This window comes from Campylobacter jejuni (assembly GCF_049221745.1).
In the GTDB taxonomy this organism is placed as follows: Bacteria; Campylobacterota; Campylobacteria; order Campylobacterales; family Campylobacteraceae; genus Campylobacter_D; species Campylobacter_D jejuni_E.
In genome coordinates this window covers 67,235-85,518 of the sequence record NZ_JBMJAO010000005.1, presented here as the reverse complement: position 1 = coordinate 85,518, position 18,284 = coordinate 67,235, and the positions used below count along the sequence as shown (strand labels likewise).

Sequence of the window (18,284 nt, the reverse complement as noted above, 5' to 3'; positions counted from 1 at the left end):
TATTTAAACACTCGGAAAATCCGAGTGTAAAATCATTTTGGTGTGCCTGTGTATTTGAATTTATAATCTACTTTAAAAGGTTCAAACCATTTGCCTACACCCGTTTCTTCATCAACATGGCGTCCAAAACCTTGTTTTTCTGGATTTGAGATATAAAAAGTAAGTTCATAGTTTCCTACACCAAAACCACCTTTTTTATCTTTTTCCATAGCGATATTTGCACCATAATGAGGACCGTCATCAGCCACCATAGGCATTAAAGTTCCGCGTTTAATAGCACCTGTATCAGTATTTTTAAGCTCATAAGCTATAGTTAAATAAGGTATCCAAAAACCTTCTGGAAAGCCATTCGGATTGTTTTTAAGTGCGTGAATATCTGCTTCTAGATGAATATCTGCTAAAGACGCAGCTAAATCAATACCTCTTGGTTCCATTTCTATAGGTTGTAAATAAACAGCAGCTATTTCCATACCGTTTAATTCTTTTGGATCTCCAATTGGAACTTCTCCCGCAAATAAATTTGTGCTAATAACTGCGGCTGCAGCAACTACTGATAAAACTTTTTTTATCATGATTTTTCTCCTTTTTTTGAAATTTGTTTTGTTATTAAAATGCCAATGATTAGCAAGATTAAAACTATAAATTGAGGAATTAAGGTTTCATAGTAAGGATAAATTCCAAGCCATAAAATAGGTTCAAAATTTATAGGTATAAGATCAGGAATGATAACTTTTCCCTCTATGAGCTCAGCTATACCTTTTCCTGTAAAAACAAAAACCATATAAAAAATAATATAAGAAGTGATATAAAAAAATTGTTTTATAGGAATACGAATAGCTCCTGCTTTTAAAAGAAAATATAAAACAATAAGTATTAAAACTCCAAGTCCAAGCCCACCAAAAACAGCACTAAAATCAGTGTTTGTTTTAGCATCAAAAAGTAAGGCTTGATAAAAAAGCACTGTTTCTGCTCCTTCTCTATAAACAGCTAAAAATACGGTGATCCAAAGGGTTTTTGCACTATTGTTTGATATAGCGTCTATAGCACCTTGTTTGATAAAACTTGCCCATTTTTTATTTTGTGCGTTTGAAAGTAGCCAAAAGCCCACATAAAAGAGTAGCAATACGGCTATAAGCATGGTAATACCCTCTATAAGCTCTCTACTTTGTCCTGCATTTTCTTTGAATAGCCAAGAAACTCCAAAAGCGGTGATAAAACTTAAAACTATTCCTGTAAAAAGAGCACTATAAGCAATATTTAGACGATTTTTATTACCACTTTGCACAAGATAAGAAACAATAGCTACAACTATGATTAAAGCTTCCAAGCCTTCACGCAAAATAATACCTAAAGCCCATATAAACAGCGAATAAGGAGCAGAATCTTGAATTTTATCCACGCTGCTTGTTATGAGTTGTTCTAAGTCATTAAAAGTGGCTTCAAGCTCTTTTTTATCTGCGCTTGCTTTAATCAGTGCCACACCTTTGGAGAATAAACTTTCTATTTTAAGTTTTAAGCCGCTATCTACAGCACCGATTTTATTTTCCATACCGCTTGCTTCAAAAATATCTAGATAAATTCCTTGTAAATCATCTACTATAGAAGCACTAAAGCCATCATAATTTTTTAAAATTTCATCTAAAGCAAGCTTGATATCATTGGAAACTTTGGCATAATCTTTGCCTTTTGTTTCATCGTTAAAGCCTGAAATTTGTAAACTTGAAAGTTTTGAATTTGGAATTTGTAAGAAAACATCAAAAATTTGTTCTTCTATGTTATCTAAGCCATCTCTTAAGCCTTTTTCATCTATTTTTTCACCGTTGATTTGGCGTATAAGGGTGCGTATGGCTTGTTGAATTTTTTGATCGTTTCCTGCTTTAGTAAATTTATTCACTAAAATTTCTACTTTAGTATTTCGATAGTCATTAAATAAGGCATCATTTAAAAAATCTTTACTAGCTTGGTAGTTTTTTTCTTTAAAAGCATTAGCAGCCTGTGAAAATTTGGTAGAGATATTATCTAGTATAAATTGTAATCTTGCATCCATTGCAGCAGCAGCTTGTAAATTAGCGCTTGTATTATCATCTGTAAGTTTGCTCGTATCGTTGTTTGCAGATGTGGAAGCTTGGGTGGTTAAAGAGCTTTGTGTTAAATCTTTTTTATCCACGGCCATCATTTGTGCGATTAAAGCTTCTGCATCAGCTTCGCGTTTGGCATTGGCTTCTAAGCTTGATTTTTCAGCTTTAGCCTTATCATAGTTTGTATTACTTGCTTCTGCTTTTAAACGGTATCCATTTTGTAAAATTGGGGCTACTTCATCAAGATCATAATAAAGACTATCAATTAAAGCATTAATTTGTGTCAAAGGAGCTTCATCTTTATACATGCGACGCAAATTTACAAATTTACGCTCCATGGTGATGGCTTTTCTTCCTATGTTTCTTCCTATAGGGCCTTCCATATTTTCAAAATGTTGAAAATACGCATCTTCGCTAAGCTTTTTGGCGCCTAGATTATCGCCCTTTTTGTAAGTTTCTATGCTTTGTTTTAGCATGTCTTTGATAAGATTTGCTTCATTAATATAATCATCTACTCTAGCAAAAGCTGAGCTTGATAAAAAAATACTTATAATTAAAAATATAATTTTAAAAATTTTCATTATCATTATCCTTGGTTTTTGATAAAAATAATATTTATTATCAAAATAAATAATGGCTAGTATAATATTAAAAATCTTAAATAGAACTAAAACAAGATTCTATAATCAACAAATATTTTTATTATTATTTTTATTATATTGTACTTTAAGATATATTTTAATAAATATTTATTGTTTCTATTTGTAAATTATCGTCAAAGAAAATTTTTGCATAAATTCTAATCCAAGAAAATTTTTTTGCACATACGCAAATACAAACTTTTATTTTGATTTAACTCTTTGAAAAGGTTTTTATTTTTATTCATACAATAATAAAATTTTTATTTTTTATTAACATAGCACTTCCTAATGGACGAGAATTAACTTTATTATTGTTTATAGTACTAAAAATTTGTATAGGATTTTGTTTTAAAAAATCTATAATTTTTTCAATTTTAGAGATTATTTTCCTTTTTAAAGATTTTAAAAAACTTAACAAAAAATATTAAGTTTTGAAAGTATCATCCGATTTTAAATTAAGTCTTAAGACTTAATTTAAACTAAGGAGGGCGATATGGTTTCAGATGTTTCTATGAGTAATGCTAATTTAATAACTGCTGTGAATACTTCAGTTTTAAAAAAGTCTATGGATACAAACGAAGCATTGATGAATGAACTCATCGAAGGTATGGAAGGTATTTCTCAAGCTTCTGCTCCACAAATTAGTTCTAGCGGTTTGGATATTTACGCTTAAATATCTTAAGTATGCAAGCTTGAGAACTTTTTTGGAACTTAAGCTTGTTTTTTAAATAATTATTTCTTTAGCATTTTTCCGTTATAATTTTTTATAGTATTTTTTAGGAGTAAGGATGCAAATGATAAAGAAGATAGTTTTAAGTGAAACTTTTCCAGGTATTTTACTTATATTTTTTACATTTTTAGCTTTATTATGTAAAAATTCTTCTTTAAATGCTATCTATACAGATTTTTTTCATGCCAATTTTACGGTAGGATTTGATTATTTTCAAATTTCAAAATCATTAGATTTATGGATAAATGATGGTCTAATAGCTATTTTTTTTCTTTGTATAGGACTTGAGTTAAAATACGAAATTTTGCGTGGCCAACTTAAAAATATAAGAGCTGTATCTTTACCTATATTCGGTGCTTTAGGGGGCATGATTACTCCTGCTTTGATTTTTACTATTATTAATTATTCTCATGATTTTGCTATGAAAGGTTGGGCAATACCTACGGCAACTGACATAGCTTTTGCGGTAGGTATTTTGATGCTTTTGGGTAATAAAATTCCTACAAGTTTAAAGCTTTTTTTACTTTCTTTGGCTATTTTTGATGATTTAGGAGCTATTTTAATTATTGCTTTATTTTATACAGATCAACTTTCGGCTTTAGCGATTATTATTTGTTTGTTTTGTATTTTTGCTTTGCTTTTGTTAAATTATTATCATGTTACCCATCTTTCTTTATATGTATTAACAGGTGTTATATTATGGATAGCTATGCTTAAAAGTGGCGTACATGCAACCTTGGCTGGAGTGATTATTTCTCTATTTATACCACTTGATACAAAAAATAAAAAGCCTTATTTGCATGAAGTTCTTAAGAGTTTAAATCCTTGGGTGGTTTATTTTATTTTACCTTTATTTGCTTTTGCTAATGCTGGAATTGATATTAAAGATATGCATCTTGGTTCTATATTTTCACCTGTAAGTCTTGGAATTATTTTAGGATTATTTTTAGGAAAACAATTAGGTGTTTTTATTTTTTGTTTTATTGCCATTAAGCTTAAGCTTGCAAAATTACCTGAAAATATTAAATATGGAAAATTTTATGGTATTTGTATTTTAACGGGTATTGGTTTTACAATGAGCTTATTTATTGATGGTTTGGCTTATAAAAATAGTGATATTTTTGAACATGCGGATAAACTTGCTATTTTAATAGCTAGTTTTTTAAGTGCCATTATTGGTTTTATTTATCTTAAGATTGTTAAATGAATAATGTAATTACTAAATTAAAAACTTTGGTTTTAAATGAGGCTTTTGGAGGTGTTTTACTTATAGTTTGCACTTTGCTTGCTTTGCTTGTGCAAAACGGGTCTTTTAGCGAACATTATCGAGAATTTCTAAATTTAAAAGTCGGATTTAGTATCGGTGAATTTGAGCTTAATAAGCCTTTTTTGCTTTGGATTAATGATGGGCTTATATCTATATTTTTCTTTGCTATAGGACTTGAGCTTAAGAAAGAATTTTTGCATGGGGATTTTAAAAATCCTAAAAATATTGTTTTGCCTTTTATGGCTGCTTTAGGAGGTATACTGATACCTGCAATGATATTTGCTTTGGTAAATATAGGAGATGCTTATACTTTAAAAGGTTGGGCTATACCTACAGCTACAGATACAGCATTTGCTTTAGCGATTTTAATGATGTGCGGTAAGCATATTCCATCAAGTTTAAAAATCTTTTTACTTTCTTTAGCTATCTTTGATGATGTGGGTGCTATTTTAATTATAGCTATTTTTTATACGACAAAATTATCTATAGCAGCTTTTGTAGTTGCGGGAATTGCTATTTTGGCAATGCTCGTTTTAAATCTTTTAGGGATAACAAGAAAATCTTTTTATTTTATTTGTTCAGTTATTCTTTGGATTAGTGTTTTAAAAAGTGGCGTACATGCAACCTTGGCTGGGATTATAACAGCAATTTTTATACCAATGCAAACTAAAAATGGAGAACCATTTTTAGAAGAAATTTATGAAAGCTTAAAATTTTGGCTCGCTTTTGTTATCTTGCCTTTGTTTGCTTTTGCTAATGCTGGAGTAAATTTATCTAATATTGATATTGGATCAATTTTTTCAGGTGTAAGTATAGGTATTTTTTTAGGTCTTTTTATAGGTAAACAAGTAGGTGTATTTTTATTTTCTTATTTGGCAATCCGCTTTAAATTTGCAGCCTTACCTCAAGGTTCAAATTTAAAACAACTCTATGGAGTTTGTATACTTACGGGTATTGGTTTTACAATGAGTTTGTTTATAGATGGCTTGGCATATGAGGTCAGTGATATTTTTAATTACGCAGATAATTTAGCTATCCTCATAGCTTCATTTTGTTCTGGAATTTGGGGTTTTATTTATCTTAAATTTTTTGCTACTCGATCTTAAGGGGACTGATGAAGTATGCTTTTTTTATAATTATATTTTTCATAAGTGGGTGTAGTTTTTATCAGAATTTAAACTATACTCGTCCGATTTATAATACAAATAAAGAAACAAAACTTAAGACTATAGCAAATGAATGGAAAAAAACTCCTTATGTTTTAGGTGGAACTACTAAAAAAGGTGCTGATTGTTCAGGGTTTACACAGAATGCATTAGCTCAGCTTAATATACGCATACCTCGAACTACAAAAACTCAATTAGGTTCTGGGAGAAAAGTTTCTAAATCAAAATTGCAAACAGGAGATTTGGTATTTTTTAAGACAGGTAGAGGGCCAAATGGTATGCATGTTGGTATTTATATGAGCAAGGGAAAATTTATACATTTATCTACTAAAGGTGGAGTAAAAGAAGCCGAGCTAAATAGCTCTTATTGGAAGGCTCGTTATATAGGAGCAAGAAGGTATTAAAGTGAAAATAGGTGTATTTGATAGTGGAGTAGGGGGGCTTAGTGTTTTAAAATCTCTTTATGAAGCTAGACTTTTTGATGAAATTATCTATTATGGAGATACCGCAAGAGTTCCTTATGGGGTGAAAGATAAAGATACTATTATAAAGTTCTGTCTTGAAGCATTAGAATTTTTTAAACAATTTCAAATCGATATGCTTATAATCGCATGTAATACTGCTAGTGCTTATGCTTTAGATGCTTTAAGATTAAAAGCACATTTTCCCGTATATGGTGTAATTGATGCAGGGGTTGAAGCAACGATAAAAGCTTTGCATGATAAAAATAAAGAAATTTTAGTGATTGCCACAAAAGCAACAATTAAATCAGAAGAATATCAAAAACGTTTGTTATCTCAAGGATATACAAATGTGGATGTTTTAGCTACAGGGCTTTTTGTGCCTATGGTTGAAGAAGGTATTTTTGAAGGAGATTTTTTGCAAAGTGCTATGGAGTATTATTTTAAGGATATTATATCTCCAGATGCTTTGATACTTGCTTGCACACACTTTCCTTTATTAAGTCGATCTTTGGGTAAATATTTTGGTGCTAAAACAAAATTAATTCACTCAGGAGATGCTATAGTTGAATTTCTTCAAGAAAGAGAAGATATAAGTTTAAAAAATCATAAAGCAAGATTGCATTTTTATGCTTCAAGTGATGTTGAATCTTTAAAAAATACTGCTAAAATTTGGCTAAATTTATAAGGAAATAAAATGATAGAATTAAAAAAACCAGATGAAATAGAAAAATTAAGAATAGCAAATCAAATTGTAGCAAAAACTTTAGATTTTTTAGAGAATGAAATTAAAGCGGGGATGAGCTTAAAACAAATCGATAAAATGGCAGAAGATTATATTGTAAGTCTTGGTGCTAAACCATCATTTAAGGGACTTTATGGTTTTCCAGGGGCAATTTGTACATCTTTAAATCAGGTTTGTATTCATGGAATTCCAGATGATAAAATTATTAAAGAGGGTGATATTTTAGGTCTTGATGTGGGAAGTTTGATTGATGGATATTATGGAGATGCTGCAAGGACTATTGCTATAGGAGAAGTTTCGCCTACTGATAAAGCTTTAATCTCATGTGCTAAAGATGCTTTATATTATGCTATAGATATTATTCATGATGGGATGCGTTTTAAGGAACTTTCAGCTGCTTTAGGCGAATTTATCCATGCAAGAGGTTTTGTCCCGCTTCGTGGATATTGTGGGCATGGTATAGGACGAAAGCCCCATGGAGAACCTGAAATTTTAAACTATTTAGAAAAAGGTGCAAGTGCAAAAAGTGGCCCTAAAATTAAAAATGGAATGGTGTTTTGCATAGAGCCTATGATATGCCAAAAAGATGGAACCCCAAAACATTATAATGGAAAATGGGATGCTGGAAGTGTTGATGGACTTAATGCAGCTCATTATGAACATTGCGTTGCTGTGATTAATGGACGTGCTGAAATTCTTTCTATGATATGATATTAAATTATAAAAATAATATTTTTTCTTAAAATCCTAAAAATTTAAAATTTTTTAAATAATATTGTAGTAACATTCTTTAATAATTTAAGTTACTAAATAATATTTTTATCATATATTAAGTGTTATTAGAATAAAATGTCACATCGTATTAAACTAAAATATAAATATGGTTTAGTTTAAAGAGATCTTTTAAGATCTCGTTTGGGTTAGGCTATTTCCCTCCCCCTTTTTATTCGTAGCCTAACTCTCTTTTAAGAGTTTGGAAAATCTCTTTAAGCTAAATATATTATATTTGCTTAAAGAGAACAAACGATTACTATTCTTATTTAAATAAATTTTTAAAATCCATTGTAGAGTTATAGATTCCAGTATTATCCATAGTTTCGCCCATGGTGATTGCGGTTGCTAACTCCGATAGAATGATTTTTATTTCATCTCTTTTATCTTGTATATAGGCCAATACACCTTCGTAATTACTTGTTTGAAGAATTAAAAGTGGATTGGCAATTTCAAATTCAAAAAGTTTTTTACCAACATAAACATTGAAAATATTTCCAAAAAGGGCTGTTCCCATGAAAGAGCAGTTTTGTATAAGTTGTGATGCTGTGGCATCAAGAGTTCTTTTTTGCATATCATCTGAATTTTCATCTATTCTTTCTAGAATGCTTTTTTCTATTTTTTTTAAAGACATATCAAGCACTTGAAGTGCTCCTATAAAATCATTTGCATCGTTGATTTGAGAGCAAATTTGATTTGCTTTAAATTCATTCACACCTTGAATTTCACCTAAGTGTTTTTTAAATATATCTAAATCACTTTTCATTGTTTACCTTTCAAAAATATTGCTAAATATTTAAAAAGCAAAAAGTGTTCCTAAATTAGGATAAGTTAGAATTTACCCAAAAAACAATCTCATTGCCAATTTTATTCAAGGCTTTTTGAAAAGCATTATAAATAGAGCGGATATCTTTTTTTTCTATTTTTTCTTTGGTATTGAAAATTTTATGAGCTATTATTTGATTGTTTTCAAGATTTATGAAATTTACGCTTATAGAAATTTGAGCGTAGTTTTCATTGTTGTTAAGAATTTGCTCAAAAGAATTAATCCTGCTTTCAAGGGCATAATCTGCATTTAAAGAGCTTGTTGAAGAAAGCAAGGTTGTAAAAATATTGCTTTGTTCAAATTTTGACAAAATTAAAAAAGAGTAAAGATTGCTTGGTAAATCTCCCCAGAAATAATGCGCATATTTGTTGCTAAAACCATTATCTATATAGATAATGGCTCGCGAATTTAAATATAAAGGTATATCTGTATTGCGAATTTTAAGAATTTTACTGGTTTTTTTAAAAAAAATATTTGAGTCTATTCCTTCATCTTTTAATATGATATTTTCATTTTTATTGATGGTTTCGTGTCTTAAAGAGCATCCGCATAACATAAAAATAAAAGTCAAAATATAGAATAATTGCTTTAGCATTATTTTTCTCCTGGTCCTAGTTTAGGTTTGGTTTCTTTAAAAATCAAATCAGCAGGGCTGTTTTGTAAATTTTCTATTAGAATATTGCTTTCAATTAAAACTCGTTTAAAAAGCTCTAAATTTTGCATCAAAGATACTTTAATATCATCATAAGTGTTTAATTTTTCATCAGCTTTTTTTATGAAATTTTTTAAAATCGTTGTACTTTCTTTTATGTCTTTAAGACTGGAGTTGAAATTTTGCGCACTAAGGCTTATATTATCAGCCATTTTTCCTATTTTTAAACTTGCGTTTGAAAGATTAAGGCTTAAATTTTTAGAATTAGCGTTTAAATTTGCACTCAGTTCTGCCAGATTTTGCAAAAGGATTTCTAGATTTTTAAGATTTTTTTCGCTTAAAAGTTCTTTTGATTTATCATCGGCCGTTTTAACCAAAGAAAAAATATGTTCACTTTGTCTGTCTATGGTTGCTAAAAAACTTTCTTTAAAAGGAATGACTGGAAGTTTTCCCTGTGCAGATACTAAATCTTTGCTATTTTTACTTCCACCTTGAAGTTGAACAAACTTAAGTCCTGTGATACCTTGAAGTTGCAAAGTAGCAAAGGTGTCTTCTTTTATGGGGGTATTGTTTTTGACCTTGATGCGTATGTTAACGCCGAGTTCATCTTGATTATAAATACTGATTTCTTCTACACTGCCTACTTCCACGCCCAAAAGCCTTACGGGTGCTTTTATACCAAGTCCTGCAACGGATTCTTGTGTGTGAATTTCATAATATTTAAAACTTTCTTCTTTAGAGTATCCCCCAAGCCAAAGTATGAAACCAAGACTTGCAAAAAACACTCCAAAAACAAAAAGTCCTACAAAAAAATAATTTGCTCTATTTTCCACTTTTACTCCATAAATCTTTTAAAAAGTCTTTCATTTTGCATACGTAATCCTTCATAGGTGCCGCAAAATCCAACTTTTTTATTTTCTAAAATGATAAAGCGATCAAGTAAATTTTTCATGCTTTCTTTATCGTGTGTAACTAAAATGATATTTAAATCAAAACTTTTTTTCAATTCTAAAACTAAATCATCAAATTCTCGGCTACTATGAGGATCAAGTCCCGAAGTAGGTTCATCTAAAAAAAGTAGTTTGCTATCGAGCGCTAAAGCCCTAGCAATTGCTACTCTTTTTTGCATACCGCCACTAAGTTCGCTTGGAAATTGTTTTAAAACACTTTCATTTAAACCTACCATCTTTAGCTTCATTAAAACCAGTTCTTGTATGCTATTTTCATCTAAATAGGTATATTCTTTTAAAGGAATAGCAATATTTTCATAAACATTAAAAAAACTAAAAAGTGCAGCAAACTGAAAAACCACACCCCATTTCTTACGTAAAATAAGTGCATCTTCTTCGTTGATATTTTTAAGTTTATAGCCTAAAATTTCATATTCTCCACCATCAAAATGTTCAAGCATAAGCATTTGTTTTAAAAGGACGGATTTTCCACTTCCACTACCTCCTAAAATGCCAAAAATTTCATTTTTTCTTACTTCAAAACTTATGCCATCATGGATGATTTTTTCTCCAAATTTTGTAATGATATTTTGCGCTTTAATAACCATTTAAATTCCTGCAGAAGTTAAAATAACAGAAAATAAAGCATCAAAAGCTATCACCCAAAAAATAGCATTTACAACGCTTTTTGTTGTATAAATTCCTATACTTTGTGTAGTGTTTTTTACTTCAAAACCACGAAAACAAGCAATAAGCCCTATTAAAAATCCAAAAATAGGTGCTTTTGCAAGTCCTATAAAGATATGTTTTATATCTACAGCTTCTCTAAAGCGTCTTAAAAATTCAGCAAAAGAAATATCAAGATTTAATTTTGCAACCATCATTCCACCTATAATACTGATCGCATCGCTAATGGCAACGATTAAAGGCATAGCTACTACCAAAGCCATAACGCGTGGAATTATAATAAATTCAAAAGAACGAAAACCCATAGTATTCATAGCTGCAATTTCATCAGTGATTTTCATCACCCCAATTTGTGCGGTATAAGAACTTGCACTTCTTCCTGCGATCACTATGGCAGCGATTAAAGGTGCAAGTTCTCTAGTGGCTGAAATTCCCATCAAATCCACTATGAAAATATTGGCTCCAAATTGTGCGAGTTGATAAGCAGCCTGATAGGCTAAAACCACTCCTACTAAAAGAGCGGTTAAAATAACTATAGGCAAAGCTTTAAAAGCAGAATTTTCTATATGATATAAAAAAGCAATAAAGCGAAAATTTTTAGGATTTTTAAGGCATAAAAAAAGACTTGTGAAAAAAGCTCCTGTAAAATTGATGAATTTTCTTAAAATTTTTAAAAGTTCTAAACTTAATTTTCCAAGATCGATAAAGTATTCACTGAAATTTTTATATGATTTTTTTGTTTTGCTTAGTCTTTGGTAGTTTTTTTCACAAAGTTCAAAAAGAGTTTGAAAGCGTGAATTTAAGCCTTCTTTAGTGATTTTAATATTTTTATCTTTAAGGTCATTTTCCAAAGCAAGGAAAAATCTCACTCCTGCAGTATCGATTGCTTTTAGATCCTTAAAATCAAAAATCACTTCCTTGCTTTGAATCAAAGCTAAAAAATCTTTTATTTTTAACTTATAAATGTTTGTTTTATCCCAAATTCCAAAGATAAAAAGAGTGTTATTTCGAAATTTGAAATTTGTATTCATTTTATTTGCTAAGGATAAAATTTACAAGCTTTGAAACGCTAAATCCAAAGTGTTCAAACACATCTTTGTCTTTGCCACTTTCTCCAAAACTTTCTATGCCATACACTTTGTGGCAAAATTTATAAAGTTCATTAGAATGTGCAGCTTCAATACCTATAACTTCACCTTTTAACAATCTTTCTTGATAAGCTTTATCTTGTTTTTCAAAAAGCTCGAAACAAGGCATAGAAATGACATTACATGAAAAACCTTGTTTTTCAAGTTCGTTTGCACACTCTAAACAAAGCCAAACCTCACTTCCACTCGCTAAAAGTGTAAATTTAGCATTTTTGCTTTCTCTAAGTAGATACGCTCCATTTTTTACATCTCCAAAAATAGGTTCATTTAGAGCTTTTAGTTTTTGGCGTGAAACCACAAAGGCACTTGGAATATCAGCATTTAGAGCTACTTGCCAAGCTTTGACATTTTCTACTCCATCAGCCGGTCTAAAAGTTAAAAAATTTGGCATAGCTCTAAAGGTGCTAAGTTGTTCTATGGGTTGATGCGTTGGTCCATCTTCGCCCACACCTATACTATCGTGCGTGAAAATGAAAAAATGTTTGATTTTCATTAGGGCTGCTATTCTTGCAGCCGGTTTTAAATATTCGCTGAAAATGAAAAAAGTTGCCGAAAATGGCAAGAAGATCCCATATCTTGCAAAAGCGTTGTTAATCGCTGCCATAGCGTGTTCTCTGATTCCAAAATGGATATTTTTACCTTCTATAAAATCCCCCATATCGTGAAGTTCTGTTTTGTTTGATGGTCCTAAATCTGCACTTCCACCTAAAAATCCTTCTAAATTTTTGGCTAAAATATTTAAAATTTCACCATTGCTATCTCTTGTGGCAAGATCTCTTCCTTTAAAATCAGGATAATCTATCTTGCTAAAATCAGGTTTTAAAAGTCTTTCTAAAAGTCCTTTTTTACCGCTTTTTTCAAGTTTATCTTTCCATTTTGCTTCTTCTAAGTCCCCAAGTTCTACAGCACTTTCAAAGCGAATTTTGCTTGCTTGTGGTATATAAAAACTTAAATTCGGATCAAAACTCGCTTGTTCTTTGGCTTTTTTAATCACTTCTTCACCCAAAGGTGCACCATGGCTTTTATGACTGCCTTCAAGCTCTCCTGCACCCTTTGCTATAGTTGTTTTTGCGATGATAAGACAAGGTTTTGTAGCTTTTTTGGCTTGTTCTAAGGCTTTATCGATTTCTTCATAATTGTGTCCATTTATGCTTAAAACTTCAAATCCTTGTGCTTCAAAACGCATTTTTACATTTTCGTTAAAGGCTAAACCTACATCGCCTTCTATGGAGATATTATTGCTATCGTAAATGAGTATGAAATTATCAAGTTTATGAAGTCCTGCTAAAGAACAAGCCTCATAAGAAATGCCTTCTTGTAAATCTCCATCTCCACAAAGGCAATAAATTTTATGATCAATTAAATCACTACCTAGTAAATTTTGTGCTTTTTTTGCTGCCATAGCAAAACCTACAGCATTGGCAACACCTTGTCCTAAAGGACCTGTAGCAATTTCTACTCCAGGAGTTGAAATTTCAGGGTGTCCTGGAGTTTTAGAATGAAGTTGGCGGAAATTTTTAAGATCTTCTAAGCTTAAATCATAACCGCTTAAATATAAAAAACTATAAAGTAAAGCACTTGCATGACCGCCTGAAAATACTAATCTATCGCGGTTTAACCAAGTTGGATTTTTAGGATTATGTTTTAGATGATAGCTTAAAACGCTTAAAATATCTGCCAAGCCTAAAGGTGCTCCAGGGTGTCCTGAATTTGCTTTTTGTACCATATCTGCACTTAAAAATCTTAGAGTATTTGCTTGTTCTTGTAAAATTTGAATGTCCATTTTTTACCTTTATAAGTATTGAATTATTAAATCTTGTATCATTTGTGCGAGTTTTTCATCGAGTTTTTTTAAGTCTTGCTCGCATTCATTAAGAAAACTTTCTTTTGTTTTAATGGCTTGTTCAAGCCCAAGTAAATTTACAAAAGAGTTTTTATGTGTGTCGTTGTTAGTAGGCTTTCCACTTTGTTCTTGGCTTGTTGTTATGTCGATAATATCATCATTGATTTGAAAAATTAGTCCTAATTTTAAACCAAGATTATAAATTTGATTACTTTCTTCGTTACTAAGTTCACAGATTTCACAACCCATTTTTAAAGCCGCTGCAATTAATCTTGCAGTTTTTTGTGTATGTAAAAACTCAAGTTCATTTAAGCTCAGTCTTTTGTCTTCAAAAAAACAATCAATAGCTTGTCCTATGACCATTCCATTAAGCCCTGCATTAAAAGCAAGAGTTTTGATGAGTTTTATTTTAATTTCATCTTTTAAATTGACATGGCTTAAAACAAAAAAAGCTTCAGTATTTAAAGCATCACCCACTAAGATAGCTGTAGTTTCATCATAGTTTTTGTGTAAGGTTGGAATTCCTCGTCTAAAGTCCGCATTATCCATAGCGGGTAAATCATCGTGTATGAGTGAATAAGTATGGATAAATTCCAAAGCTAAAGCCACATCTAAAGCTTGATTTAAAAGTTCAGGCTTATTGCTTTGTACTACGCTTAAAAGCAATTGTGCGCGAAAATGCTTTCCTCCTGCTCTTAACATAAGGGCTAAAGCTTCATTAAAAAAAGGATGAAAACTTTCAACTTTGGGTAGATTTTTTTCTAAGTGATGGATGAAAAGTTCTTTCAAATTCACTTTGTAAGCCTTATAAAAAATTGAAATTTACCATCGCCACCTGAGTTGGCATTTCCACCTAGTTCATTGTTGAAATTTGATAAAGGTAATTTAGTACTTTTGCGTTCAATTAAGATGCTAAAGTCATTACCAGCACTTAAAATATTTTGTAATTCTTTAAAATTATTTAAAATAATATTATTAACGCGTAAAATTTTATCTCCTACCATAAATCCTGCATTTGATGCTTTTGATTTTGGATCTATTTTAGTTACAATAAGACTAGTATTAACCGTTAAACCAAGATTGCTTGTGAAATTTGTAATTTTTGGTTTTGGTTTAGAATCAGGAAGGTTAAATTTGCTCAAATCTTTTGCAAAAACTTCAGTAGAAATATTTAAATCCATATTATCGCGCAACACTTGAAAATAAAGAGTGCTTCCACGATCTGCAAAGAGAATTTTTTCATTGAGTTTTCTTAAATCATTGGCGGGTAAACCATCAACACTTATAACTTGATCATTGACTAAAAATTGTGGATTTTTTCTTACATTGTTAACATAAATTTTATTTTCTCGAACAACAAAATCAACGCCAATATCTCCCCAATAAACATCGTTGTATTTCATAAAATGTTTTAAATAGCGATTGCCTATAAAAGAGCTATTATTTAAAGCAATCCCCATCATTTCACAGCATGGAGTCCCTAAAAGTCCTATTTTAGAATTAAAATCAAGTTGATCTTTTTCATCAATATTTTGAGCTAAATATTTAATATGCCCTATATAGGGTTTATTAGGATCCCAAATTCCAACCCAATCATTACGAGTAAGTTTTTCTTCATCACCCATAGGAGTAGGGATTAAGCTAAAGTCAGTTCTTACAAGATATAAATTTAAAAATGGATCATATTTTACATATTTGTTAAGCTTAGCATTAGGCTGTTTTAATACAGCAAGTAAATTTTCACTGAGTGCGAAAGCTGGCATTCCTTCATAGTTGAGAATACTTGCCTTATTTCTTTCATAACCTGCTAAAAAATCTTCAAATTTAGGTCTTTCTATGCCAAAAGACAAAGTAAAAAGCATGCAAATAATTAAAATTTTTTTCATAATTTCATACCTCCAAAACCGCTTAAAACATCATTTGCCATACTTGAGCGATTTTGCGCAACCATAGCCAAAACATCATTAATCGCAGAAATAAGTAAAATTTGCAAGGACTCTTTATCTTCAAGTAAAGAATCATCAATGCTAACATCGATAATTTCACCCTTTCCATTAGCACTTACTTTAACAAGTCCTGCTCCACTTTTGGCGCTAAATTCACGATTTGCAAGTTCTAGTTCTATATTTTTTGCTTTTTCTTGAACTTGATTTAAAAGTTCTCCCATTTTAGAAAAATCCATATTTTCAAACATTGATTATCCTTGATTTTTTAAAATTTCATTAACAACTACTTTATCACTAAAAGGATATTTTATCCCTTTAATTTCTTGAGTAGTTTCATCACCTTTGCCTAAAATAACGACTAAATCGTCATTTTCTTTTAGTTCTAAAGCTTTTTTTATGGCTTCTTTTCTATCTTCTAACATTAAAACTTTTTCATTTTTTTCAAAGCCAGATAAAATTTCTTTCATGATGGTTTTTGGATCTTCATTACGTGGATTATCGCTTGTAATGATAGCAATTTTTGCAAAATGTTCGACGATTTTTCCCATTAAGGGGCGTTTGGTTTTATCTCTATCTCCACCTGCTCCAAAAACAACGATGAGTTTTTTATTTTTAAGAGTGTCAAGCACTTTTTCAATACCATCAGGCGTATGAGCAAAATCCACAATCACACCTTTTGCTACTTGTTCTACCCTGCCACAAACCCCGCCAAATCCATTGATAGCTTTTTCCAAATCTTTTAAATCAGGCTTTACGAGTTCATTCACACAAGCACTAGCAGCTAAAAGATTGTAAAGATTAAAAAGTCCTAGTAAAGGCGAATCTATATGGAAGGTTTGATTTTTATTTGTTACAATAGCACTAATACCTTCTTCTAAAGAATAAGCTTTGATTTGATATAAAGCAGGATTTTCTATGCCATAAGTAAAAGCATTGCGCACATTAAATTTAATAGCCAAAGCATCTTTGTTGATAAATTTTAAACTCTCATCGGTAAAAAAAAGCTCTTTTGCTTCTTTATAATTTTCAAAATTTCCATGAAAATCTAAATGATCTTGAGTGATATTAGTAAAAATTTTAGCAGCAAATTTTAAGCCTTCGATACGGTTTTGAACAAGAGCGTGTGAGCTTACTTCCATGATGAAAAAATTACATTTTTTTTGAGTGGCTATTTGTAGGTATTCTAAGGTTTTAAGAATAGGGGAGGTGGTTAAGGATTTTTCATCGATTTGTTCATCATTGATAAAAGCTCCTCTTGTCCCACAAAGCCCACATTTATAATCTAAATCCAGTAAGATAGAATAAATCGCTGCTGCGGTTGTAGTTTTGCCATTGGTTCCTGTGATTCCTATGATTTGAATCTTTTCATCGATTTTTAAAAGTTTTTTACACTCATTTACATCAATGATTTTTGCACCTTTTTCTAAGGCTTGAGCGTGAAATTTAGCATTTTGTGTGGTTTGTAAAAAAAAGCATTCTTTTTCACACTCTAAGGTATTATCTGTAATGAATGAATTTTCAAGTTTTAATTTCACTTTTAAATCCTATGAGTTTTTCTTGGAGTTTGATAAATCTATCATTTGCCCAAAAATGAGGCATAACATTTTCTATGTAATTTAAAGTCATATCTTTATAGCCATTATCAAGTAATTTTTCCAAAAAATCTAAAAAATCATCACGATTATCAATAACTAATTTAGTACTATTAATGATATTTTCAAAACTTTTTTGAAAGCCAAGTTTTTCTTCGCTTTTTAAAAAATCTTGATAATTTAGTGCATGCCCATCTTCAAATTCATTTTCTTGTTTATTTTCTTGCTTTTTAAACTCGATTGTATTTAAAATTTCTTCTAAGTCTTTATCGATACTAGAAATTTTGTAATGTTCTATATAAAAATCAAAAAGTAAAGAAGCTTCTTTAGGAGATTTTAAAGCAAGATCGCAAAGGCAGATAAAATTCAACAAACGTTTATTTTTGCGTTTTTCATAAGCCATAGAAAAATACATTTTTGCAGTTTTAAAATCTTTCTTGTAAAAATGTTCAATTCCAAGTTTTTTATAATTTTGCAAATTCGTCTGCTCCGCCATTTAAATTGATTAAAGTGATTTCTGGATGAATATCGATCTTAAGTTGCCTTTCAAGGCCATATTTTAGCGTTGTTCCGCTTGATGCACAGCCTTTGCAAGCTCCTATTAAATGGATATAAACGATTCCATTTTTAATTCCTAAAAATTCAAGCCCTCCGCCATCACGTTCAAGCATAGGCAAGCTCTTTTCTAAACTTGCTTTAACAGGATTTATAAGCTCTTCATCACTAAAAGGCATCATAATTTATCCTTAAAAATTTTTATATACTTTAGCGTGATTGTGTT

General features: G+C 30.5%; 20 protein-coding genes. 6 read left to right on the top strand and 14 right to left on the bottom strand.

Annotated features, from left to right (window positions below; translation table 11 throughout):
- Positions 1-32: 32 nt before the first annotated feature.
- A complete protein-coding gene (locus ACOTU8_RS05360) occupies positions 33-572 on the bottom strand; it encodes an iron transporter (RefSeq protein WP_126213783.1) in 540 nt (179 codons plus the stop codon).
- Positions 569-2,659 (bottom strand): FTR1 family iron permease, encoded by a 2,091-nt coding sequence (locus ACOTU8_RS05355; RefSeq protein WP_422342096.1) that lies wholly within the window; start codon positions 2,657-2,659, stop codon positions 569-571. The genes ACOTU8_RS05360 and ACOTU8_RS05355 overlap by 4 nt, the downstream gene beginning before the upstream one ends.
- Before the next feature lie 553 nt (positions 2,660-3,212).
- Here ACOTU8_RS05355 and ACOTU8_RS05350 point away from each other — a divergent pair.
- From ACOTU8_RS05350 to map, 6 genes are all read left to right on the top strand, one after another.
- Entirely contained in the window at positions 3,213-3,392 is a 180-nt protein-coding gene (locus ACOTU8_RS05350) for a YjfB family protein (RefSeq protein WP_422342095.1), read from the top strand.
- 115 nt (positions 3,393-3,507) lie between these two features.
- Positions 3,508-4,656 carry a Na+/H+ antiporter NhaA gene (gene nhaA, locus ACOTU8_RS05345; RefSeq protein ID WP_422342094.1) on the top strand — a complete coding sequence of 383 codons (1,149 nt, stop codon included), beginning with the start codon at positions 3,508-3,510 and terminating at the stop codon, positions 4,654-4,656.
- Positions 4,653-5,822 (top strand): Na+/H+ antiporter NhaA, encoded by a 1,170-nt coding sequence (gene nhaA, locus ACOTU8_RS05340; protein WP_422342093.1) that lies wholly within the window; start codon positions 4,653-4,655, stop codon positions 5,820-5,822. The genes nhaA (ACOTU8_RS05345) and nhaA (ACOTU8_RS05340) overlap by 4 nt, the downstream gene beginning before the upstream one ends.
- An 8-nt stretch (positions 5,823-5,830) precedes the next feature.
- On the top strand, positions 5,831-6,286 hold the full coding sequence (locus ACOTU8_RS05335) for a C40 family peptidase (protein ID WP_422342092.1): 456 nt from the start codon (positions 5,831-5,833) through the stop codon (positions 6,284-6,286).
- 1 nt (position 6,287) lies between these two features.
- Positions 6,288-7,031, top strand: a complete 744-nt coding sequence (murI, locus tag ACOTU8_RS05330) for a glutamate racemase (protein ID WP_422342091.1) — start codon at positions 6,288-6,290, stop codon at positions 7,029-7,031.
- A 9-nt stretch (positions 7,032-7,040) separates the two neighbouring features.
- Positions 7,041-7,799 carry a type I methionyl aminopeptidase gene (gene map, locus ACOTU8_RS05325; protein WP_422342090.1) on the top strand — a complete coding sequence of 253 codons (759 nt, stop codon included), beginning with the start codon at positions 7,041-7,043 and terminating at the stop codon, positions 7,797-7,799.
- Positions 7,800-8,124: 325 nt separating this feature from the next.
- Here map and ACOTU8_RS05320 read toward each other — a convergent pair whose 3' ends face one another.
- Genes ACOTU8_RS05320 through ACOTU8_RS05265 form a run of 12 tightly spaced genes read right to left on the bottom strand, consistent with a single transcriptional unit; the run spans position 8,125 to position 18,240 of the window.
- Positions 8,125-8,625 (bottom strand): flagellar FLiS export co-chaperone, encoded by a 501-nt coding sequence (locus ACOTU8_RS05320; protein WP_215484987.1) that lies wholly within the window; start codon positions 8,623-8,625, stop codon positions 8,125-8,127.
- Positions 8,626-8,680: 55 nt separating this feature from the next.
- Complete coding sequence (locus tag ACOTU8_RS05315; RefSeq protein ID WP_422342089.1) at positions 8,681-9,280, bottom strand: ABC-type transport auxiliary lipoprotein family protein; 600 nt, start codon at positions 9,278-9,280, stop codon at positions 8,681-8,683.
- Entirely contained in the window at positions 9,280-10,170 is an 891-nt protein-coding gene (locus ACOTU8_RS05310; protein ID WP_178890488.1) for an MlaD family protein, read from the bottom strand. Before ACOTU8_RS05310 ends, ACOTU8_RS05315 begins: the two co-directional genes overlap by 1 nt.
- 2 nt (positions 10,171-10,172) lie before the next feature.
- Positions 10,173-10,895 carry an ABC transporter ATP-binding protein gene (gene iamA, locus ACOTU8_RS05305; RefSeq protein ID WP_178890489.1) on the bottom strand — a complete coding sequence of 241 codons (723 nt, stop codon included), beginning with the start codon at positions 10,893-10,895 and terminating at the stop codon, positions 10,173-10,175.
- The gene (iamB, locus tag ACOTU8_RS05300; RefSeq protein ID WP_422342088.1) at positions 10,896-12,005 is read right to left on the bottom strand and encodes an ABC transporter permease; all 1,110 of its coding nucleotides are present in this window, start codon (positions 12,003-12,005) and stop codon (positions 10,896-10,898) included. It lies immediately after the preceding gene.
- 1 nt (position 12,006) lies between these two features.
- Complete coding sequence (tkt, locus tag ACOTU8_RS05295) at positions 12,007-13,905, bottom strand: transketolase (protein WP_422342087.1); 1,899 nt, start codon at positions 13,903-13,905, stop codon at positions 12,007-12,009.
- A gap of 9 nt (positions 13,906-13,914) precedes the next feature.
- Positions 13,915-14,760, bottom strand: coding sequence for a polyprenyl synthetase family protein (gene ispA, locus ACOTU8_RS05290; protein WP_178890492.1), 846 nt, complete (start codon positions 14,758-14,760; stop codon positions 13,915-13,917).
- Positions 14,757-15,851, bottom strand: coding sequence for a PDZ domain-containing protein (locus tag ACOTU8_RS05285; protein WP_178890493.1), 1,095 nt, complete (start codon positions 15,849-15,851; stop codon positions 14,757-14,759). The genes ispA and ACOTU8_RS05285 overlap by 4 nt, the downstream gene beginning before the upstream one ends.
- Positions 15,848-16,159 carry a YbaB/EbfC family nucleoid-associated protein gene (locus ACOTU8_RS05280; protein ID WP_178890494.1) on the bottom strand — a complete coding sequence of 104 codons (312 nt, stop codon included), beginning with the start codon at positions 16,157-16,159 and terminating at the stop codon, positions 15,848-15,850. The genes ACOTU8_RS05285 and ACOTU8_RS05280 overlap by 4 nt, the downstream gene beginning before the upstream one ends.
- Positions 16,160-16,162: 3 nt before the next feature.
- Complete coding sequence (gene murE, locus ACOTU8_RS05275) at positions 16,163-17,446, bottom strand: UDP-N-acetylmuramoyl-L-alanyl-D-glutamate--2,6-diaminopimelate ligase (RefSeq protein WP_422342086.1); 1,284 nt, start codon at positions 17,444-17,446, stop codon at positions 16,163-16,165.
- Positions 17,430-17,981 carry a histidine kinase gene (locus ACOTU8_RS05270; RefSeq protein ID WP_178890496.1) on the bottom strand — a complete coding sequence of 184 codons (552 nt, stop codon included), beginning with the start codon at positions 17,979-17,981 and terminating at the stop codon, positions 17,430-17,432. The genes murE and ACOTU8_RS05270 overlap by 17 nt, the downstream gene beginning before the upstream one ends.
- Positions 17,968-18,240, bottom strand: coding sequence for a NifU family protein (locus ACOTU8_RS05265; protein ID WP_178890497.1), 273 nt, complete (start codon positions 18,238-18,240; stop codon positions 17,968-17,970). The genes ACOTU8_RS05270 and ACOTU8_RS05265 overlap by 14 nt, the downstream gene beginning before the upstream one ends.
- Positions 18,241-18,284 lie beyond the last annotated feature (44 nt).